At 72.6% G+C, this 21,214-nt stretch carries 15 protein-coding genes and 1 tRNA gene; 12 read left to right on the forward strand and 4 right to left on the reverse strand.

Annotated features, from left to right (window positions below; all coding sequences use genetic code 11):
• Nucleotides 1–152 precede the first annotated feature (152 nt).
• Nucleotides 153–1,481: an ammonium transporter gene (locus C3486_RS02550; RefSeq protein ID WP_103830862.1), complete on the forward strand. Its 1,329-nt coding sequence runs from the start codon at nt 153–155 to the stop codon at nt 1,479–1,481.
• Nucleotides 1,482–1,702: 221 nt separating this feature from the next.
• Nucleotides 1,703–5,410 carry a multicopper oxidase domain-containing protein gene (locus C3486_RS02555; protein WP_258052548.1) on the forward strand — a complete coding sequence of 1,236 codons (3,708 nt, stop codon included), beginning with the start codon at nt 1,703–1,705 and terminating at the stop codon, nt 5,408–5,410.
• Between the two features lie 87 nt (nt 5,411–5,497).
• On the opposite strand, the gene C3486_RS02560 is transcribed toward C3486_RS02555, so the two are convergent.
• Nucleotides 5,498–5,571 (reverse strand) — tRNA-Pro (locus C3486_RS02560).
• Between the two features lie 145 nt (nt 5,572–5,716).
• On the opposite strand from C3486_RS02560, the gene C3486_RS02565 reads away from it, so the two are divergent.
• The 7 genes from C3486_RS02565 (at nt 5,717) to C3486_RS02595 (ending at nt 16,604) form a co-directional block, all read left to right on the forward strand.
• Nucleotides 5,717–6,154 (forward strand): DUF488 domain-containing protein, encoded by a 438-nt coding sequence (locus tag C3486_RS02565; protein WP_258052549.1) that lies wholly within the window; start codon nt 5,717–5,719, stop codon nt 6,152–6,154.
• A 61-nt stretch (nt 6,155–6,215) separates the two neighbouring features.
• On the forward strand, nt 6,216–7,412 hold the full coding sequence (locus C3486_RS02570) for an argininosuccinate synthase (protein ID WP_103830864.1): 1,197 nt from the start codon (nt 6,216–6,218) through the stop codon (nt 7,410–7,412).
• A 106-nt stretch (nt 7,413–7,518) separates the two neighbouring features.
• Nucleotides 7,519–8,949, forward strand: a complete 1,431-nt coding sequence (gene argH / locus C3486_RS02575) for an argininosuccinate lyase (RefSeq protein ID WP_103830865.1) — start codon at nt 7,519–7,521, stop codon at nt 8,947–8,949.
• Between the two features lie 162 nt (nt 8,950–9,111).
• Nucleotides 9,112–13,746, forward strand: a complete 4,635-nt coding sequence (locus tag C3486_RS02580; protein ID WP_103830866.1) for a tetratricopeptide repeat protein — start codon at nt 9,112–9,114, stop codon at nt 13,744–13,746.
• Between the two features lie 157 nt (nt 13,747–13,903).
• Nucleotides 13,904–14,455 (forward strand): TetR/AcrR family transcriptional regulator, encoded by a 552-nt coding sequence (locus tag C3486_RS02585; RefSeq protein WP_103830867.1) that lies wholly within the window; start codon nt 13,904–13,906, stop codon nt 14,453–14,455.
• Nucleotides 14,452–15,996, forward strand: coding sequence for an MFS transporter (locus tag C3486_RS02590; RefSeq protein ID WP_103830868.1), 1,545 nt, complete (start codon nt 14,452–14,454; stop codon nt 15,994–15,996). The genes C3486_RS02585 and C3486_RS02590 overlap by 4 nt, the downstream gene beginning before the upstream one ends.
• 200 nt (nt 15,997–16,196) lie before the next feature.
• The gene (locus C3486_RS02595) at nt 16,197–16,604 is read left to right on the forward strand and encodes a nuclear transport factor 2 family protein (protein ID WP_103830869.1); all 408 of its coding nucleotides are present in this window, start codon (nt 16,197–16,199) and stop codon (nt 16,602–16,604) included.
• 115 nt (nt 16,605–16,719) lie between these two features.
• Here C3486_RS02595 and C3486_RS02600 read toward each other — a convergent pair whose 3' ends face one another.
• A complete protein-coding gene (locus C3486_RS02600; RefSeq protein WP_103830870.1) occupies nt 16,720–17,400 on the reverse strand; it encodes a 1-acyl-sn-glycerol-3-phosphate acyltransferase in 681 nt (226 codons plus the stop codon).
• Between the two features lie 436 nt (nt 17,401–17,836).
• Here C3486_RS02600 and C3486_RS02605 point away from each other — a divergent pair, with 436 nt between their 5' ends.
• The 3 genes from C3486_RS02605 (at nt 17,837) to C3486_RS02615 (ending at nt 20,311) form a co-directional block, all read left to right on the forward strand.
• Nucleotides 17,837–18,985 carry a glycerophosphodiester phosphodiesterase gene (locus tag C3486_RS02605; RefSeq protein WP_103830871.1) on the forward strand — a complete coding sequence of 383 codons (1,149 nt, stop codon included), beginning with the start codon at nt 17,837–17,839 and terminating at the stop codon, nt 18,983–18,985.
• 145 nt (nt 18,986–19,130) lie between these two features.
• Complete coding sequence (locus tag C3486_RS02610; protein ID WP_103830872.1) at nt 19,131–19,658, forward strand: sigma-70 family RNA polymerase sigma factor; 528 nt, start codon at nt 19,131–19,133, stop codon at nt 19,656–19,658.
• Nucleotides 19,659–19,780: 122 nt separating this feature from the next.
• The gene (locus C3486_RS02615; protein ID WP_103830873.1) at nt 19,781–20,311 is read left to right on the forward strand and encodes a GNAT family N-acetyltransferase; all 531 of its coding nucleotides are present in this window, start codon (nt 19,781–19,783) and stop codon (nt 20,309–20,311) included.
• Nucleotides 20,312–20,386: 75 nt separating this feature from the next.
• Here the strand turns inward: C3486_RS02615 and C3486_RS02620 are convergent, their stop codons facing one another.
• Both C3486_RS02620 and C3486_RS02625 read right to left on the reverse strand, forming a co-directional pair.
• The gene (locus C3486_RS02620) at nt 20,387–20,830 is read right to left on the reverse strand and encodes a hypothetical protein (RefSeq protein ID WP_103830874.1); all 444 of its coding nucleotides are present in this window, start codon (nt 20,828–20,830) and stop codon (nt 20,387–20,389) included.
• Nucleotides 20,823–21,191, reverse strand: coding sequence for a hypothetical protein (locus C3486_RS02625; RefSeq protein ID WP_103830875.1), 369 nt, complete (start codon nt 21,189–21,191; stop codon nt 20,823–20,825). Before C3486_RS02625 ends, C3486_RS02620 begins: the two co-directional genes overlap by 8 nt.
• Between the last annotated feature and the right edge of the window lie 23 nt (nt 21,192–21,214).

A 21,214-nucleotide genomic window follows, 5' to 3' on the forward strand; every position in this document is an offset into this window, starting at 1 on the left:
CGGCCGTGCCGCGCCGGGCGGGGGAAACTCCGCGGTAACGCGAAACGTCGCCGAAACGTCGATGTTCGATACCGGAAATTGCGGCGGGTCACTCTCTTCCCTGGCCCGGCGACGCCCCCTGCCACCACCGCCGGGCGGGAAGGTTGACGCACATGCCTGCCGGAATCGACTCCGGGGACACCGCCTGGCTGCTGGCCGCGACCGCGCTGGTGCTGCTGATGACACCCGGGCTGGCCCTCTTCTACGGCGGCATGGTGCGCGCCAAGAGCGTGCTGAACATGCTGATGATGAGCTTCACCGCCATCGCCGTCGTCACCGTCGTCTGGCTGGCGATCGGATACAGCCTGGCCTTCGGGCCGGACACCGGCGCGGGGCTGATCGGCGGCCTGGACCACCTCGGCATGCACGGCATCGGCCCGAAGAGCGTCACCGGGCACGTCCCGACGGCCCTCTTCGCCGCCTTCCAGCTCACCTTCGCGATCCTCACCGTCTCCCTGATCAGCGGCGCCATCGCGGACCGCGCCCGCTTCGGCGCATGGGTGGCCTTCACCGCACTCTGGACGCTGCTGGTCTACGTGCCGGTCGCCCACTGGGTCTTCGCGCCCGGCGGCTGGATCCTGGACCAGCTGGGCGCGCTGGACTTCGCGGGCGGCACCGTCGTCGAGGTGAACTGCGGCGCCTCGGGCCTGGCCCTCGCCCTCGTCCTCGGGCCGCGCCTCGGCTTCGGCAAGGAGGCCATGCGGCCGCACAGCCTGCCGCTGGTCGTCCTGGGCGCCGGGCTGCTGTGGTTCGGCTGGTTCGGCTTCAACGCGGGGTCGGCGCTCGCCGCCGACGGCAAGGCCGCCATGGTCCTGCTGAACACCCAGGCGGCGGGCTGCACCGGCCTGCTCGGCTGGCTGCTGGTGGAGAAGCGCAGGGACTCGCACGCCACCACCCTCGGCGCGGCCTCCGGCGCGGTCGCGGGCCTGGTCGCGATCACCCCGTCCTGCGGCTCGGTCGGCATCTGGGGCGCCCTCGCCATCGGCCTGATCGCGGGCGTGGTCTGCTCGTACGCGGTCAACTGGAAGTTCCGCTTCGGCTACGACGACTCGCTGGACGTGGTGGGCGTCCACTTCGTCGCCGGCGTCCTCGGCACCCTGCTCATCGGCTTCTTCGCCACCTCCGACATGACCGACGGCCCGGCCGGCCTGCTCTCCGGCGGCGGCGCCGGCCAGCTGGTCAAGCAGCTCGTCGCCGTCCTCGCGACCGGCGCCTACGCCTTCCTCGTCACCTACGCCCTCGGCAAGGCCATCGACAAGCTCATGGGCTTCCGCGCGGCCCCCGACCACGAACGCACCGGCCTGGACCTCACCATCCACGCCGAGACCGCCTACGACCACGGCGTACTCGGCCACGGCACGGTAGGCCGCCGCGACCCCGCCCACCACCTCCCGGGCGCCACGACCACCCTGCACCGGGCTGACCGGGAACCGGGGGAGTAGGGGAGAGGGACGAGGGGCGCGCCGGCGCGGTCCAGGGGCGGGGAACCGCTCACCCCGTTGCGCAGGGGGCTTGTCGCAACGAGGGGGACCGCGCCACGGTGCGCCGTCGTGCTTCCGGGGCTCCCGGTGCCGTCCGTCCGTGAGCAACCCGCGTGAAGAGAGGGGACGTCTACCCCCATGTCATATTCCATATGGCACTTCACGTCACAGGGGGATGCCTCATGGCATTACGGACATACGATGTGGTGGCGCTGACAGTTCCGATCGTCTACGACACGTGGGGGGACCACGATCCGGACGGCATGATCTACGCGCTCGCGGCGGACGAGCCCGAGCTGCGCAGGGTCCGGGAGCAGTTCCCCGACCCGTTCCCGAATCCGCTCGAGGAGCCGGACCGGCTCCCGAAGCCCCACCCGCTGGTCAGGCCGCTCGTCCTGCGCGCCACCGTGGGCGACAAGGTCGTGGTGCGGTTCCGCAACGAACTGCCGCAGCGCGCCGGCATCCACGCCCAGGGCGTCGGTTACGACGTCCTTGACGCGGACGGCGGCAAGGTCGGCAGAAACCCGGACTCGGCCGCCGAGCCGGACGGCGGCCGCCGCACCTACGTCTGGCGGTGCGACGAGGAAGGCACGTTCTTCTTCGGCGACCTCGCCGACCTGCGCGGCGCCGAACACGGCTCGAACGCGCACGGCCTCTTCGGCGCGCTGATCGTCGAGCCGCGCGGCGCGACCTGGACCGACCCGGTCACCGGCGGGCCGCTCGCCTCCGGCCTGTACGCCGACGTCCACGTGCCCGGCGCACCGAGCTTCCGCGAGTACGCGATCTTCATGCACGACGAGACGCACAACCACAACCCGGTCCTGCCGCCGCACCCGCGGTACCACTGCGACCTGCCGCGTCCGCACACCCACTCCGTCGCAGCGGGCGGCGAACGGCTGGCGCCGGACATCTTCGGCGACCAGGACCCGGAGCACGGCGGTGGGCACGACGACGCGCACGCCGCCTCGATGATGCTGATGAGCTACCGCACCGAGCCGATGGGCTGGCGCGCGTTCGCGTACGAGCGGATGCTCGCCGACGGGGAGCTGGACCCGGTGCGCGACCAGATCGTCGGCGAGGAGCAGCACCACAGCTCCTGGCTGTTCGGCGACCCGTCGACCCCGCTGCTGCGCGCCTACCGCGGGGACCGTACGCGGATCCGGCTGCTGCACGCCGGCGTCAAGGAGACCCACGTCTTCCATCTGCACCTGCACCAGTGGCGGGCGGTCCCCGGCAACGACGACTCGCCGCTGATAGACTCCATCTCCATCGGCCCGCAGCAGGCCTTCACCATCGAGACGACCGCGGGCTCGGTCCAGCGCGCGACCGGCGACGCGATCTTCCACTGCCACCTCTATCCGCACTTCCACTCCGGAATGTGGGGGATCTGGCGGATCTTCGACAAGCTGCAGGACGGCTCGGGGCGCTACCCCGACGGCACACCGATCGCGGCACTGCGGCCGCTGCCCGGCAACCCGGACCAGCCGCAGCCGCCGACCACCGAGCGGCCCGGCTTCCCCGCCTTCATCCCCGGTGAGTTCCCGCAGAAGTCACCCCGCCCGCCACGCACGCCGCACATGCCGGAGGGCATGGGGCGCGAGCCCACAGAGCTGGAGCGCGCGGCGTTCGTCGACGACCCGCAGCCGGGCGAGGCGTTCACCAGGGTGACGCCCGCCGGTGCCACGCCGCCGGTGCGCCGCTACCACCTGGTGGTGCTGGAGGCGCCGGTCACGTACTTCGACGGCGGCAACGGCCACCCGGGCGGGGAGGCCGGGCACGGCAGCCGGTGGTACGACCCCCGTGGCGTCCTCTTCGCGCTCAAGGAGGAGATCGACGAGGCCGGCGGCGTCGAGGAATTCCGGCGGCAGCTCGCCGAGGGCCACCGGCAGGTCCAGCCGATCGCGATCCGCGGGCGCAAGGGCGAGGTACTGGAGTTCACGCTGACCAACGCGCTGCCGGTCGGCTGCCAGGAGGAGACCGCCTTCGACCAGGTCCTGCCCTTCCAGCCCGAGTGCGGCCTGCACGTACACCTCGTCAAGTTCGATCCGCTGGTGTCGGACGGCGCCAGCGTGGGCTGGAACTACCTCTCCGGTACGACCACCACCGACCAGGGCGCGGAGGACTTCGCCCGCTACAACTCCTGGATGTACCGCTGGTACTGCGACGAGGAGTTCGGTGTCGTCTTCTTCCACGACCATCTGCTCGCCAACGAGCGGCAACGGCACGGCCTGTTCGGCAGCATGATCGCCGAACCGGAGGGCGCCGTGTGGGTCGACCCGCACGACCACGGACGCGAGGTGCGCAACGCCAACCAGGCGGTGGTGCGGCTCCCGGACGGCACGGCCTTCCGCGAACAGGTCCTGGGCGTCGCCGACTTCGTCCCGCTCTTCGAGCGCAAGGACGGCCGCGACGACCCGATCAACCCGCCGGACTTCCCCGGCCAGCTGGAGGACCACGGCGCGATGGCCGTCGGCTACCGCTGCGAGCCGCTGCACGAGAGGGGGGACGAACCGGCCGACTGGTTCTCCAGCGACAAGCACGGCGACCCCGGCACGCCGGTGCTCCGCGGCTACCCCGGTGAGCCGGTCCGGCTGCGCCTGTACCAGGGCTCCCACGAGGAGCAGCACGGCCTGATGGTGCACGGCATGCGCTGGCGGGCCTGGCGCGACGACCCCGCATCACCGCTGCGCGACCACCAGACGCTGGGCATCTCCGAGGCGTTCAGCTTCCACCTCGACGAGTACCGCGGGCCCGGCGACTACCTGTGGCACTTCGCCGGCATCGACGACACCTGGATGGGGTGCTGGGGACTCTTCCGGCTGCACGAGGAGGAACAGCCGGACCTGCCCCCGCTGCCCGGCCGCCGCACCGCCGACCCACTGCCGCCGTTCCGCGCCTCCCAGGCCCGGCGCTACCGGGTACGCGCCCGGAGCGCGGAGATCCACTACAGCGATCAGCGGTCGGACCCGTTCGGCGTGGAGTACCGCACCGACGGCCAGCCGGACGGCGAACCGCTGATCATCCGCTGCCGCGTCGGCGAGTGGGTGGAGGTCCGGCTCCGCAACGAGCTGACGGTGCCGCTGACGCCCACCCCGTTCGACCCGCCGCTGCCCGCCAAGGACGACCCCGCGACCCGGGAGATCTCCCAGCGGGTGTCGCTGCACGCGGGCGGCCTGGTCCGCTACGACGTACGGACCGGCGACGGGGCGCACATCGGGCGCAACCCCGACGGCACGGTCGGCCCGGGCGACGAGATCGTGTACCGCTGGTACGCCGACACGCCCGGCGCCGTCCTCCTCCAGGACCGCGCCGACCTGCGCACCCACCGCCACCGCGGGCTGGTCGGCGCGCTGATCGTCGAGCCGCCCGGGGTGACGCCCGAGCGGTGGACCGGGGCGCGGACCCTGCTGCGCCGCCCGGACGGGCCGCCGGTGCACGAGCTGGTCCTGATCGTGCAGGACGGCATGCGGCACTACCACGACGGCGACCCCGACCAGCCGGTGCGCGACCTGGCGAACGATCCGGAGGACGCCGGACAGAAGGGAATCAACTACCGCAGCGCCCACCTGGTGCCGTCCCGGCCGTCCCTGGCCGATCCGCGGCCCCCGACACCGGTGCTGGAGTGCCGGACGGGCGACCGGGTCCGGCTGCACGTCGTGTTCGGCACGGACAAGCCGCGCAACCACAGCTTTCATGTGCACGGTGCGACCTGGCCGATGGAGGAACACCTGCGGCAGCCGCGGGTCGGTGCCCTCGGCGCGCTCAGCCCCGGCAGCGTCCGCACCCTGGACCTGACGGCCGGCGGTCCCGGCGACTACGCCTACCGCAGCGGCGTGCTGCGCTGGGCACTGTCGGAAGGGGTGTGGGGCCTCATCCGCGTACGCGGCTGACCGGCTCATTCGCCGGAGCATCTCGAAACATCCCCGGAAACGCCTCAGGGGCCACTCGAAAGTGGCCCCTGAGCTGCGAAAACACCGTCGGGACGACAGGATTTGAACCTGCGACCCCTTGACCCCCAGTCAAGTGCGCTACCAAGCTGCGCCACGTCCCGGTGCTCTGCGCCGCTTCCGGGCCGGGCCCGGGCGGTGCGTGCAGAAGAAAAATACCTGTCCGGGGCCCGGAATCCAAAACCGGGGGGTGACGGGGCGCGGTCCGGGGTGCGGGCGGGGCGGCGTGCGGGGTGTTTCAATGCGGCCATGAGCAAGCGCGTAACGGTACGAATGCGGCGTGTGTACGACGCGGTGGACCCTGACGACGGGGCTCGCGTGCTGGTGGACCGGCTGTGGCCGCGCGGGCTGTCGAAGGAGGCGGCGCGGCTGGACGAGTGGCTGAAGGACGTCGCGCCCTCGAACGAGCTGCGCAAGTGGTACGGGCACCGGGCGGAGGCGTACGAGGAGTTCGCCGAGCGGTACCGGGCCGAACTGGCCGACGAGCCGGGGAGCGGTGCGCTGGAGCGGCTGCGGGAGCTGGCGGGGGGGCGGGCCGGTCACCCTGCTGACGGCGACCAAGGAGCTGGACCTCAGCCATGCGACGGTGCTGAAGGATGTGCTGCGCCACGGCTCCTGAGGCGTCCCGTACGGGCTTGTGCGGCCCTGCCGAGCTGCTTATGCACCACCGCTGACCTGCATTGTTGACGAAGCATACGGAGTACTGCATAGTTATGCCCATCAGCGTATGCATCGTAAGGAGCACCCCGTGACCGAGCGCGTCGTACTCGCCTATTCGGGCGGTCTGGACACCTCTGTCTGCATCGGCTGGATCGCCGAGGAGACGGGCGCCGAGGTCATCGCCGTCGCGGTGGACGTCGGCCAGGGCGGCGAGGACCTGGACGTCATCCGCAAGCGGGCGCTCGCCTGCGGTGCGGTCGAGGCCGAGGTCGCGGACGCCAAGGACGAGTTCGCCGACGAGTACTGCCTCCCGGCGATCAAGGCCAATGCGCTGTACATGGACAAGTACCCGCTGGTCTCCGCGCTCTCCCGGCCCGCGATCGTCAAGCACCTGGTCGCCGCCGCGAAGAAGCACGGCGCGACGACCGTGGCGCACGGCTGCACCGGCAAGGGCAACGACCAGGTGCGCTTCGAGGCCGGCATCTCCTCCCTCGCGCCCGACCTGACCTGCATCGCGCCCGTCCGGGACTACGCGATGACGCGGGACAGGGCGATCGCCTTCTGCGAGGAGAAGGATCTGCCGATCGCGACGACCAAGAAGTCGCCGTACTCCATCGACCAGAACGTCTTCGGGCGGGCCGTGGAGACCGGCTTCCTGGAGGACATCTGGAACGCGCCGATCGAGGACGTATACGAGTACACCGCCGATCCGGCCGCGCCGCGCGAGGCCGACGAGGTCGTGATCACCTTCGAGGCGGGCGTGCCGGTCGCCATCGACGGCAAGCCCGTGACGGTCCTGCAGGCCATCCAGCAGCTGAACGAGCGGGCCGGTGCGCAGGGCGTCGGCCGGATCGACATGGTCGAGGACCGGCTGGTCGGCATCAAGTCCCGCGAGGTCTACGAGGCCCCCGGCGCGATCGCCCTGATCACCGCCCACCAGGAGCTGGAGAGCGTCACCGTCGAGCGCGAGCTGGCCCGTTACAAGCGGCAGGTCGAGCAGCGCTGGGGCGAGCTGGTCTACGACGGCCTGTGGTTCTCGCCGCTCAAGCGCGCCCTCGACGGCTTCATCGCCGAGGCCAACCAGGCCGTCTCGGGTGACATCCGGATGACCCTGCACGGCGGCCGCGCGGTCGTCACGGGCCGCCGCTCCGGCCAGTCGCTGTACGACTTCAACCTGGCGACGTACGACACGGGTGACACCTTCGACCAGTCCCTGTCGAAGGGCTTCATCGAGATCTTCGGCATGTCGAGCAAGATCGCGGCGCGGCGGGACCTGCGGGCATAGCCCGGCCCGACCCGCCCGACCGGTAACGACCGAACCGCACTGCCGCCTCCCCGCCCGCCGGCGGGGAGGCGGCAGTACAAGACATCAGCTTTGAGGAGCGAAGCAAGTGAGCAACGGCAACAGCGGTGATGTGCGCCTCTGGGGCGGCCGGTTCGCGGACGGCCCCGCCGAGGCGCTGGCCAAGCTGTCCGCCTCCGTCCACTTCGACTGGCGGCTGGCCCCGTACGACATCGCCGGTTCGCGAGCCCACGCGCGCGTGCTGAACAAGGCCGGGCTGCTCACGGACGACGAGCTGACGCGCATGATCGCCGGGCTCGACCAGCTCGAACGGGACGTCGCCGACGGCTCGTTCACCGGCACCATCGCCGACGAGGACGTGCACACCGCACTGGAGCGCGGGCTGCTGGAGCGGCTCGGCCCCGACCTCGGCGGCAAGCTGCGGGCCGGGCGGTCCCGCAACGACCAGGTGGCCACGCTCTTCCGGATGTACCTGCGCGATCACGCGCGGATCATCGGCGGGCTGCTCGCCGAGCTCCAGGAAGCGCTGATCGGGCTGGCCGAGGCGCACCCGGACGTGGCGATGCCCGGCCGTACGCACCTCCAGCACGCCCAGCCGGTGCTCTTCGCGCACCACGTCCTCGCGCACGTTCAGGCCCTGTCCCGGAACGCGGAGCGGCTGCGCCAGTGGGACGACCGCACGGCCGTCTCGCCGTACGGCTCGGGCGCGCTGGCGGGTTCGTCGCTGGGCCTCGACCCTGAGGCCGTCGCCAAGGACCTCGGCTTCGAGCACGGCTCCGCCGGCAACTCCATCGACGGCACGGCGTCCCGCGACTTCGTGGCGGAGTTCGCCTTCATCACCGCGATGATCGGCGTGGACCTCTCCCGGATCGCCGAGGAGGTCATCATCTGGAACACGAAGGAGTTCTCCTTCGTGACCCTGCACGACGCCTTCTCCACCGGCTCCTCGATCATGCCGCAGAAGAAGAACCCGGACATCGCCGAGCTGGCGCGGGGCAAGTCGGGCCGCCTCATCGGCAACCTGACGGGCCTTATGGCGACCCTCAAGGCGCTGCCGCTCGCGTACAACCGGGACCTCCAGGAGGACAAGGAGCCGGTCTTCGACTCCTGCGACCAGCTGGAGATCCTGCTGCCCGCCTTCACCGGCATGATGGCCACGCTGACCGTCAACCGCGAGCGCATGGAGGAGCTGGCCCCGGCCGGCTTCTCGCTGGCGACGGACATCGCGGAGTGGCTGGTCAAGCAGGGCGTGCCGTTCCGGGTCGCACACGAGGTCGCGGGCGAGTGCGTCAAGGTCGCCGAGGCCGAGGGCAAGGAGCTGGACGACCTCACCGACGAGCAGTTCGCCAAGATCTCCGAGCATCTGACGCCCGAGGTGCGCACCGTCCTGAACGTCCCCGGCGCGCTCGCCTCCCGCAGCGGCCGCGGCGGCACCGCGCCCTCGGCGGTCGCCGTCCAGCTCGCCGAGGTCAAGGCGGACCTGGCTACGCAGCAGGCGTGGGCCACGGCGAAGCAGTGACACCCGCCCGCCCGCCGGTCCGGCACCGCCCGGACCGGCGGACGGACTGCCGTTGTCGGAGGGTCCCGCTACCGTGTGCGCACGACGTGGCGCATTGCGGGGGGACACATGGGACTGCCGACCGTAACACCGGCTGCAGGGAGGGCACCTGACGGCGCGACGGTGCCGGGTGCGCGGACCGCGCACCGCCGGCTGGGACCGCTCGACCGGCAGGAGCTGCGCCGGTTGCGGCACGACTGGGAGTTCACGGCCGCCGAGGAGCTGATCTCCCGTCACCTGGCCGTGCGCCCCGCCGACCACGGGGCGTGGGCGGAGCTGGTGCGCCTGCGCCTGCAGCAGGGCCGGGAGGAGGAGGCGCTGGCCATCTGCGACCGGCTGATTGCGGCCGGCACGGGCGGCGAGACCCCGCATGCCTGGCGTATCGCCTGCCTCGATCTGCTGTACCGGTACGACGAGGCCCACGAGGAAGCCGAGCGAGCCGGCCGGCTCTTCCCCGAAGCGCGCGAACTGCCCGTCGCCCTCGGCCGGCTGCACCTGAGCCGGTACCGCGACGCGGAGGCGGCTGAGTGCTTGGGGCGGGCGGCGACCGCCGGCACCGGTGACGCATCGGCCGCTGCCTGGGAGCTCATCGCCCTGGAGCGGCTCGGGCGCCGCGCGGACATACAGGAGCGGGCGCTGCAGGCGGCGGCCGGACATCCTGATGACCCCGGGCTGCTGGCCCTGTGCGCGACTGTGCTCACCGACGCCGGCTGTACCGACGCCGAGCGGATCATCGCGCTGGCCGACCAGGCGCTGGACCTGGCCCCCACGCACGCGGACGCCCTCGCGGCCCGTACGCGGATCCTGCGGCTCACCGCGCGCTGGGACGAGGCGCGTGAGTCCGCCGAAGCCGCAGCGCGGGCCCGTCCGTACAACGTCCCCTTGCTGGCGGAGGCCGCCGACCTCGCAGAGGCACAGGGGCGCCAGGCCGACGCCGTCGCGCTGCGCGAGCGCATCCTGGCCCGCTGCGAAGAGGTGCTGGCACGGCACCCCCGCTGCTTCGACGCAGCCGCGAGCAGAAGCGCGGTCCTGCTGGAGCTGGAGCGCCCCGAGGAGGCCGAGGACGCCGCCCGGGAATCGGCCGCCCGGTGCCCGGACGACCCGTGCCGCGCGGGAGCGCTCGCGGAGCTGCTCGTAAAGCGCGACCCGGAGGCTGCGCTCGCCGTCTGTGATCGTGGCCTCGCACGCGTACCGGACGCCCACCAATTGCTGGGCGTGCGCGTCGACGTGCTGTGCGAGGCGGCGCGCTGGGACGAGGCGGAGGCGGCCGCCCGCGACCTGTGCGCGCGCCGACCCGCGCTCGCCACTGCCTGGACCAGACTCGGCCGACTCCTGTTCGCGCTCGGGCGGCCGGACGACGCGCTGGCGGCCCTCGACACGGCGCTGGAGCAGGACCCGCTGTTCGCCAAGGCGCTGCACACGCGCAGCCTGCTGCTCCAGTGCCTGGAGCGGTACGAGGACGCGGAGGAGACGGCGCGTCGCTGGATGGACGCCGACCCGTACGACCTACGGGCGATCGGCCGGCTCGCCGACCTCCTCAGCGCCCAGGACAAGGACGACGAGGCCCTTGAGCTGTACCGCAGGGCGGCGGAGAGACGACCGTACGGGCTGACCCAGCTCGTCGACCTGTTCGACGGGCTCCGGTACTGCGACCGCGATGCGGAGGCTCAGGCCCTCATTGAGGACGCGCTGCGCCATCGCCCTGGAAGCGGGCTTTTGCTGGCCCAGCCGGCCTATGTGTTCAGCGACCGCAAGGAGTACGGCGCGGCTCTCGCCCAGGCCGAACGCGCGCTCCAGGCCGACCCCAAGGAGACCCAGGCCCACTCCGTACGGCTGAAGTCCCTGTGCGAACTGGGCCGCGCACAGGAAGCCGACGAGGCCGCGACCCGGCTGGTCGCGGACCAGCCGCGGGACGAGGCGGCGCTTCGAGCCGCGCTGCGGGCCTGGCAGAACACCGGCCGGCATGCCCAAGCCCTGGACTGCGCCGACCGCATCCTGGCCCTGGAGCCGGGCAACGTCCACGCTCTGTGCGAGCGGGTGGACGCCCTGTGCGCACTGGGCCGCTGGGACGAGGCCGTGGAGGCGGGGCGGCGGGCCTGCGCCATGTGGCCCACGGTATCGGCAGTGCGGCTGACGACCGCCGACGCGTTGCGCGGCCGAGGCCTGGCGGAGGAGGCGCTCGGTCACACGGAGGCCGTGCTCGCCCGTAGCCCCGATCACCATGGGGCCCATCTCGGCCACCGGCGCACGCTGTCGGATCTGCGGCGTTGGGAGGAGGCGGAGACTGCCGCCCGTGACGCTGTGTCCCGCTTCCCGGACAGCGCCAGGTGCCGGCTGGGGCTCGCAGAGGTACTGGCTGACGTCAAGCGCCCCGAGGAGGCCCTGGACGAATTCCTGGAGGCGGCGAGGTTGGCCCCCGACTGGGACTTCGCCCGGGCCAGGGCCGCGGACTGCCTCACGGGGCTGGGGCGCTGGGATGAGGCGCGCGCCCTCGTCCGCGACGGCCTGCGCGAGCTCCCCGACGCTGGTGTACTGCACATTCAGGCCGGGCAGCTGGCGGTGGCCGTGGGTGAGTACGACGAGGGGGTCGCCGCCCTGGACGAGGCGGTGCGTGTGGAGCCGCAGTATTCGTGGGCACACTGCCGGCGCATCGCCGTCCTCAATGACCTGCGCCGCTGGGAGGACGCCGACCGGGCGGTGCGCGACGCGCTGCGCGAGCTGCCCGACGACGCCGGTGTTCACCGTCAGATCGCCCTGCTGCACGCGAGCCGCGGCGAAGGCGAGCAGCGGCTGGCCTGGGCCGAACGCGCCTGCACGGCCGACCCCTTCGAGGAGGAGTCGCTGCTGGCCCGGGCCACGGCGCTGCGCCGACTGGAGCGCTGGGACGAGGCGGCAGCCGCCGTGCGCGAGGCGCTGCGGCTGCACCCGGACTCCGTCGACCTGCGGGTGGAGCGAGCCTGGCAGTTCGCCCAGCGCAACCGCGACGCCGAGGCGCTGGCGTGCTTGGACGAAGCGCTCCGGCTCGATCCCGACGATCTGTGGGCGCTGCGCAGCAGGGCCGTCGTGCTGCGTGCGCTCGGCCGTCAGGAGGAGGCCACTCGCCAGGCCCGGGAGTGCTTGGCACGCAGACCGGCCTGGCGCGAGGCGGTCTCGCTGCTGGCGGTGGCGCTCGACGCGGAGCACCGGTTCGAGGAGGCGCGCGTGGAATGGGAACGCGCCCTGCGGCTGGCTCCGTACGACACTTCGCCGGTGGTCGGGCTTTCCGGGGCGCTGCGCTCGCTGGGCTGCCTCGACGAGGCGGAGGAGCTGGTGCGCGCAGCCTGGCGGCGGGATCCCGCCGAGCTGACGCTCGCCGATGAACTGATCTGCGTCCTCGTGGACCTCGGGCGGATGGAAGAAGCCGAAGGGCTGGCCCGTGACCTGTTCGCGCAGGCCCGTGGCGCCGAGGAGCGAGCACGGTGCCTGGGCCTGCTGGGCTGGGTCGAGATGGGCCGGGAGCGGTATGCGGAGGCCGCCGTGCGGTACGCGGAGGCCCAGGCCGTGGGGACGGCAGCCGACGACGCGCGGACCGTGCAGATCCTGCGCGCCTGGGCGCTCTTGCGCCAAGGCGGCGAGGCCAATGAGCGGGAGGCGGACGGGCTGTGCCGGGCAGTGCTGGCGGACGCGTCGGGCGAGGAGGCGGGGATGGCCCACGCCGGCCGCGGAATGGCGGCCTTCCGCGCCGGGCGGCCCGCCGAGGCCGAGCAGCACTTCCGGCGCGCCGTCGCCGCCGCCCCGTACGACGCCTGGCGCGCCGACCTTGGTGCGGTGCTGGCGAGCCTGGCCCGCCACGACGAGGCGCGCGCCGAGCTGGAGCGGGCCGTGGAACTGGACCCGCGCAGTGTGCACGCCCGGATCGAGCTGGGCGGCGTATACCTCCAGCAGGCGGACGGTGCGGGCCTGCCGGAGGAGGCGGCGCAGGACGCGGCGCGCGCGGCGGGGGAGTTCCGCCGGGCGCTGAGCCTGGAGCCGGGCAGCGCCCGGGCGGCCCTGGGGCTCGCCCTCGCGCTGGTGAAGACCTCCGGTGCGCTGGGCGACGCGGAGGACGTGCTGCGCGCGGCGCTGGAGCACCACCCGGACGGCGCCGAGGGGCATCAGCTCCGTCTCGCGCTGGCCCGGCTGCTGGTGCACAGCGGAGACGTCACCCAGCGGCCGCTGCTGTACGAGGACGCGGTGGAGGAGGCCGCGGAGGCGCTCCGGCTCCGCGCCGACGACCCGGAGGCGAGTTTCGTGGCCGGGCTGGCGGAGCAGCGCTTGGCCGCCGACAGCGGGGACGTGCGGCTGCGGGCCCTGCACAGGATGCGCGCCCTGGCCCACTTCAAGCGGTGCCGGAAGCTGGGTGGTGCGCGGCAGACGGAGGCGGGACGCGCGCTGCGGGTGCTGGAGCAGGAGGCGGCGGTGGCGCGCGGCGGCCGACTCGGCAGCGCGGTCCTGGTGCTGGTCTCGGTGGTCGTGCTGGCCGCGGTGTGGGGTGAGTTCCTGTGGGGCGACCGCGTCACGCCGGTGATGGTCAGCACGCTCACCCCGGTGTTCGCCGGGCTGATCGTGCTGGGCTTCCTGTTGCCGCTGCTGATACGGGTCAAGCTCCCCGGCGGGCTGGAGGCGGATCTCTCGGCCAGCCTCCAGCAGATCTCCCAGGGCCCGACGGGCGAGGTCAGCCCGGCCTTGCTGCGCTTCCCGACCGCGTCGGGGCCGGTGGGCCAGCTGCCGCGCATGTGACGCCGGGACGCCCGGCGGCCGTGATGGCCGCCGGTTCCGGCGCCGCCGGGGCCCGGAGACGCACCATGCCCTGATCGCTGTCGCGCCCCTCCCGGGGTACTGAGACGCAAGCGCCCTCGATGAGACATTGATGTCTCATCCGCGTACACTCTGTCTCATGGCCGTGGACCGAGAACGCGTACTGAAGGAAGCCGCCGCGCTGCTCACCCGGAAGAGCACCGCCTCGATGGACGACATCGCGCGGGCCGCCGGGATCAGCCGGGCGACGCTGCACCGCCACTTCGCGGGCCGGGACGCGCTCATCCGGGCGCTGGAGGAGCTGGGCATCGCGGAGACCGCGCGGGCGCTGGACGCCGCCCGGCTGGCGGAGGACGGCGCGGAGGCCGCGCTGCGCCGGCTGATCGTGGAGCTCGAGCCGGTCGCCGGCGTACTGGCGTTCCTCTACACGGAGAACCAGCTCTTCGAGGGCGAGCAGATCAACGAGGGCTGGACGGAGCTCGACGCCCGCATACACGCCCTGTTCCGGCGCGGCCAGGAAGACGGCGCCTTCCGTATCGACCTCACCCCCGCCTGGCTCACCGAGGCGCTGTACGGGCTGATCTGCGCGGGCGCCTGGTCGGTGCACGAGGGCCGGCTGGCCCGCGCCGACCGCAACCACTCCATCGCCGAGCTGCTGCTCGGCGGCGTACGAAGGGAGAGCACGCGATGAGCGGCGCGACGGCCGTGGGAACGGCGCAGGACAGGGCGGCGGAGCAGCCGCGCCCCGGGCGCTGGCTCGCGCTCGGCGTGCTGGTCCTCGCGGTGCTGCTGGTCGGCGTCGACGCCACCGTGCTGGGCCTGGCGGCGCCGTTCCTCAGCGAGGACCTGCGCCCGTCGGGCACCCAGCTGCTGTGGATCGGCGACGTCTACTCCTTCGTCATCGCCGGTCTGCTGGTGTCGATGGGCAGCCTCGGCGACCGGATCGGACGCAAGAAGCTGCTGCTCACCGGCTCGGTGGTGTTCGGCGGGATGTCGGCGCTCGCGGCGTACGCGACCACGCCCGAGATGATGATCGCGGCGCGGGCGCTGCAGGGCGTGGCCGGTGCGACGCTGATGCCGTCCACCCTGGCGCTGATCCGCAACCTCTTCCACGACCCCCGCGAGCGCAGCCTGGCGGTGGGCATCTGGGGCGCCGCCGCCTCTGCCGGTACCGCGGTCGGCCCGGTGCTGGGCGGCTTCCTGCTCGGCCACTTCTGGTGGGGCTCGGTCTTCCTGATCAACCTGCCGGTGATGGTCGTACTGGTCGCCGTCGGCAGCAAGGTGCTGCCCGAGTCCCGCAATCCGCAGCCGGGCCCCTGGGACCTGGTCAGCGTCGGGCTGTCGCTGGTCGGCATGATCGGCGTGGTCTACGCGGTGAAGGAGACGGCCGCGCACGGCATCGGCGCCGGGGCCGCCGTCGCGGGCGTCGTCGGCGTGCTCGCGCTGGTCGGCTTCGCGCGCCGCCAGCTGCGGCTGCCCACGCCGCTGCTGGACATGAAGCTCTTCGGCAACCGCGGCTTCTCCGGTGCCGTACTGGCCGACCTGCTGACCATCCTCGGCCTGGCCGGGCTGCTGTTCTTCCTGTCCCAGTTCCTGCAGATGGTGCAGGGCCGGTCGCCGCTCAACGCGGGGCTGGTCGAACTGCCCGCCGCGGTGGGTGCGATGGGCGCCGGGCTGGCCGCGGGACACGTCGCGCGCCGGTCGTCGGTGCGGGCCGTGGTGTCCGGTGGGCTGGTGCTGGTGGGGCTGGGCCTCGGCGTGTGCGTCTGGGTGACCGCGACCACCGCGACCCCCGTGCTCGGCACCATCCTCTTCGTGGTCGGTGTCGGCGCCGGCTTCTCCTTCACCGTCACCGCCGACGTGATCCTCTCCAGCGTCCCCAAGGAGCAGGCGGGCGCCGCCTCGGCGGTCTCCGAGACGGCGTACGAACTGGGCTCCGCACTGGGCATCGCGCTGCTCGGCTCCGTCGTCACCGGCGTCTACCGCAACTTCACGGCGCCCGAGGGGGTGCCGGCCGGCGCGGTGGGTGCGGCCCGCGAGTCGCTGGGCGGTGCGGTGGAGACGGCGGACGGCCTGCCGCACGGCGCGGGGGAGGCGCTGCTGCACGCCGCGCAGCGCGCCTTCACCGACGGCATGGAGGCGGCCGCCGTGTTCGGCGGCGTCATCTCGCTGGCCGCAGCGGCCGCCGCGTGGTTCCTGCTGCGCGGCCAGCGGCTGGAGGGCGGCCACTGAGCCCGCGCGGCGGCCCGGCCGGCGGAACGGCGCGCTTCACAGTCGGCGCGTGCCTTACGGCCGGGGCACGCCTCGCAGCCGGCGCGCGCCACAGGGCCGCGCGCCTCGCGGCCAGTGCGCGCGCCTCGCGGCCGGTGCGGGTGCCTTCGCCGGTAGCCTGCGCCCTGTCGGGACTTGCCGCGCTTCCGTAGGAGGACCTCATGGCACTGGCCGCCGAGGACCGCGCCGCCATCGCCGAACTGCTCTCGCTGCACGGGCATCTGTTCGACGCGGGGGAGCTGCACCGGCTGGGTGAGCTGTTCACCGAGGACGTGGTCTACGACGTCACCGACTTCGGGCAGCCGCCGCTCAAGGGCGTGACCGCGATCCGCGAGGCGGCCCGCGCGCTGGGCGAGGCCATTCCGGTCGGCCACCACGTCACCAACGTCGTCCTCGTCGAACTGCCCGACGGCGGCGGGGTGCACGCGCTGTCCAAGGGACTGGGCGTCAACGCGGACGGCACCACGGGGTCGGTGACGTACGAGGACACCGTCGTCCGCGCCGCCGACGGCTGGCGCATCAGCCACCGCAAGGTGCTCGCGCGCCGCGCCCCGCTGGGCGGCCACTGACGAAGACGGCCCCGCCGGGCACCCGCCGGCCAAGGCCACCCCGCCGGGCGGCCGGTGACAGAGCAACGGGCCCCTGCCGCAGCGTGCGACAGGGGCCCGGGAAACCGGCGGTGCGTCAGGCGGCCTTGGCCTTGGTGGCGTACACGTCGACGTACTCCTGGCCCGAGAGGCGCATGACCTCGCTCATCACCTCGTCGGTGACGGCGCGCAGGACGTAGCGGTCGCGGTCCATGCCCTCGTACCGGCTGAAGTCCAGGGGCTCACCGAAGCGGCAGGTGACCGGCGCGACGCGCGGGATGCCCTTGCCGCCGGGCTGGACCTTGTCGGTGCCGATCAGCGCGAACGGGACGACCGGAGCGCCGGTCATCAGCGTGAGCCGGGCGATGCCGGTACGGCCCCGGTACAGCCGGCCGTCGGGGGAGCGGGTGCCCTCGGGGTAGATGCCGAAGACCTTGCCCTCCTCCAGGACGCGGCGGCCGGTCATCAGCGCCGCGACGCCGCCGTGCCCGCCGTCCCGGTCGACCGGGATCATGCCGGCGGTCGTGAAGAACCAGGCCATCAGGCGGCCCTTGACGCCCTTGCCCTTCACGTACTCGTCCTTGGCGATGAAGTTCACCTGGCGCTTGGTCTTCTGCTCCACGATCAGCGACAGGAAGAGCGAGTCGATGAAGGTGACGTGGTTGCCGGCCAGGATCACCGGTCCGCTGCCCGGGATGCCCTCGAGTCCCTCGACCTTCGGGCGGAACAGGACACGCATGACGAATCCGAGAATCGCCTTCAGCAGCAAGCGGGACAACGGGTCCTCCGGGTTGACTGGTCAGTGCAGGAGTCTGCAGGTGAGGACGATACTCGCGGCTCAGCCTCGATCGCACATCGGGCTTCATGGGACCGATACGCAGAGTTGACACGCCCTTTCCGTGGGTCACAGGTGGTTAACCGCCCTGACATGCGGCGAACGCAGGGGCCGCGGCTACACCGCCTGCGGGACCGATGATGCGTACGAATGTTCGTCATTGGCCGGAAAAGACCACTTCAGAGCTGTGGAATGCCGCACAGTGCAACGCTCCCCGCATGGGGCAGGTGTGCCTCCGGAGAAAACAGAGGTTCCCGTACGTCACTCACGTTCACCCGTGTGTTCGGTCGGATGTCTCCCACCGGAAAGCTGTACGGGCCTAACATCGGCCCGGCACCGGCAGGTGCCGGACATCACAGAACCACGAGGAGTCGGGGACATGGACAAGGCGCAGCGACCCGGGCGGCGGACCGTACTGAGCGTGGCGGCCCTCGGCGCCGGAGCGGCGGTGCTCGGCGGCGGTGCCGGCACGGCGCTCGCGGCCGGGCGCGGACACGGCGGCCACGGCGGCGGTGAACTGCCCGTCCCGCTGGTCGTCGGCCACCGCGGCGCGAGCGGCTACCGCCCCGAGCACACCTTCGGCTCCTATCAGCTCGCGCTGGACATGGGCGCCGACGTCATCGAGCAGGACCTCGTCCCCACCAAGGACGGCCATCTGGTCTGCCGTCACGAGAACGACATCACCGCCACCACCGACGTCGCCGACCACCCGGAGTTCGCCGGCCGCAAGACCACCAAGACGGTCGACGGCGTGAAGCTCACCGGCTGGTTCACCGAGGACTTCACGCTCGCCGAGCTCAAGACGCTGCGCGCCAAGGAGCGCATCCCGCAGACCCGGCAGCACAACACCCTCTACGACGGCCGCTGGCAGGTGCCGGAGTTCGAGGAGGTGCTGCAGTGGGCCGAGCGCGAGGGCCGCAAGCGCGGCCGCCGCATCTGGCTGCACATCGAGACCAAGCACCCCACCTACTTCCGCAAGCTGGGCCTGGGCCTGGAGGAGCGGCTGGCCCGGCTGCTGCGCCAGTACGGCCGGCACAAGAAGGACTCCCCGAACTTCCTGCAGTCCTTCGAGCCGAGCAGCATCCAGCGGCTGGACAAGCTCGTCGACTGCCCGAAGGTCGTCCTGCTCGGCACGCTCAAGGACCAGCCGTGGGACTTCAAGGAGGCCGGTGACAAGCGCACCGTCGCCGACCTGGTGAAGCCCGAGGGGCTGCGCTGGATCGCCTCCTTCGCGCAGGGCATCGGCCCGGACCTCACCGTGATCATCCCGCGCACGTCGGACGGCAAGCTCGGCAAGCCCTCCTCGGTGGTCAAGGACGCGCACGACGCGGGCCTGGTCCTGCACCCGTACACGGTCCGCAACGAGAACACCTTCCTGCCGGTGGACCTGCGCAAGGGCAGCGACCCGAACGCGTACGGCGACTCCCTCGCCTACTTCAAGGCGCTCTTCGCGACCGGCATCGACGGCCTCTTCTCCGACAACCCGGACACCGCGCTGCTGGTCGCGGCCGAGTTCCGCAAGGGCTGACCGGCCCGGAAGCCACGGCGGCGCGCGGGTACGGGGTGGTGACCCCGCACCCGCGCGCCGCCCGTGCCGCGGCGTGCACCGAGGCGCGCCGCCACCGCGTTGACCGCGCGGAACCACGCCACCGCCCGGCGCTGTCAGCGCGGGCATGACGGACCGCGACCGCGCCCTGATCGCCGCGCTGCGCCCGCTCCTCGCCGCCGAGGCGGCGGCCGAGGCGCCCGCCGCCGGGGCCGACGCCGAGGACATCGAGCAGGACGTGTGGGCGCGCCTGCTCCGGTACACCCGAATGGCCGGTCCGCCGGCCGATCCCGCGCGCTGGCTGCGCCGCGCCGTGCGCGCCGAGGTCCGCGGCGCGCTGCGGCGGTCCCGCCACGAGATCCCCTATGACCCGACCGGCGCCCAGCCGCGGGCCGGCGCGGTCGCCGAACCGCTGGTCCTGGACGCCGAACGGCGCCGCGCGCTGCTCGGCGTGGCCGGGCAACTGCCGGGACGGTGCCCCGCGTTGGTACGCGCCCTGTTGTCCGGGACGGATCCGACCTACCGTGAAATCTCATCTGAGTTGGGAATGTCACAGGGGAGCATGGGGCCGCTCCGTTCCCGTTGTCTGGCGTGTCTGCGCAGAATGCTGACGGCGGAGGTTGGGGTTCCTGAACTCCGGGGAAAGGAGCGTTGACCCCGCCATGGCGGCGCCGCGCATCCCGTGGTGCCATCAAGTCAGGGCAGATCCGTCCGGCCGCCGCACCACACCCTCATGGCGTCCGGGCTCACCGAACCGAAAAGGGGAGGCCAGCACGCATGGGCATGAGCGTGACCATCTCTGCGGCGACCGACAACGACGCCGAGCAGATCCTCAAGCTGCAGTACCTGTGCTACCAGTCCGAGGCCGCGCTGTACGACGACTACTCCATCGAGCCGCTCACGCAGACGTTCGATGAGTTGCGTGCCGAGATGCGCGGCGGGTGCGTGATGGTCGCCCGCCTCGGCGACGAGGTCGTCGGCTCCGTGCGCGGGTCCGTCGACGCGGACGGCGTGGGCAGCATCGACAAGCTGATCGTGCATCCGCGCATGCAGCGGCACGGACTCGGCAGCCGGCTGCTGGCCGCCGTCGAGGAGCGGCTGGCCGCCGACCACGGCGTGACCCGCTTCCGCCTCTTCACCGGCCACCGCAGCGAGGGCAACCTCCGGCTGTACCGCAGCCGCGGGTACGCGCAGGTCGGCACCGAAGAGGTCAGCCGCCGGCTCAGCCTGATCACGCTGGAGAAGGACGCGACGGCGCTGGGGACACCTCCCGGGCGGAGCCCGGGGGAGTACGTCGCGAGCGCCTGAGCCTCCCCGTACACGCGCCGCGGGCCCCGTACGTGCACCGGCACGTGCGGGGCCCGCGGCCGTGAGCGGAGGGTGTCAGCCGGCGCGGCGGCCGCGGCGCAGCCACAGCAGCCCGGTGACCGGCAGGAGGACCGGGATGAAGAGGTAGCCGTAGCCGAACCCGGACCAGACCGTGGCGTCCGGGAAGGCGGACGGCTCCAGCAGCGTCCAGGCGCCGACGCCGAGCACGCCCAGCAGCTCCAGGCAGCAGCAGAACTGGCCCACCCTGCGCGCCTTCTCCCCGCCGCGCACCAGCGAGAAGAGGATGACCGCATACACCACGGCGGAGACCGCGGACAGGATGTACGACAGCGGTGCCCGGTCGTACTGGGCGATCAGCTGGACCGCGGCCCGCGAGCCGGCGCCGACGGTGAAGACGCCGTAGAGCCAGACCAGCAGCCGCCCCGGACCCGAGCCCAGCGACAGGCGCTCGCCCTTGGCGGGCGCGGGCTCCGTGGTGGTCGTGGTGGGCTCAGCCATGGCCGCCTCCCCAGATGTCGAACAGCCGCACTTCCAGTACGGCCAGCACCACGCCGCCGGCCGCGACGGTCAGCGAGCCCCAGCGGGTCCGCTCCGAGAGCGACAGGAACCCGGCGGCGGGCACGCAGGCCGCGGCGCCGAACAGGTAGGCGAGGAAGATCGCCGTACCGTCGTCGGGCTGCGCACCGCCGGCCAGCTTCACGAAGGCGATCACCAGCTGCACGAGGGCGAGCAGCGAGACGACGGCCATCCCGATGAAGTGCCAGTCCTTGGTCGGTTCGTCGCGGTACGCGGCGAAGCCGCACCAGGCGGCGAGAACGAGGGCGGTCACGCCGACCGCGACCGTCAGCGCGTCGATCACCGGGACCTCCGCACGGCGGCGCG

Origin of the sequence: Streptomyces sp. Ru73, from assembly GCF_002920575.1 — a bacterium.
GTDB lineage: Bacteria > Actinomycetota > Actinomycetes > Streptomycetales > Streptomycetaceae > Streptomyces.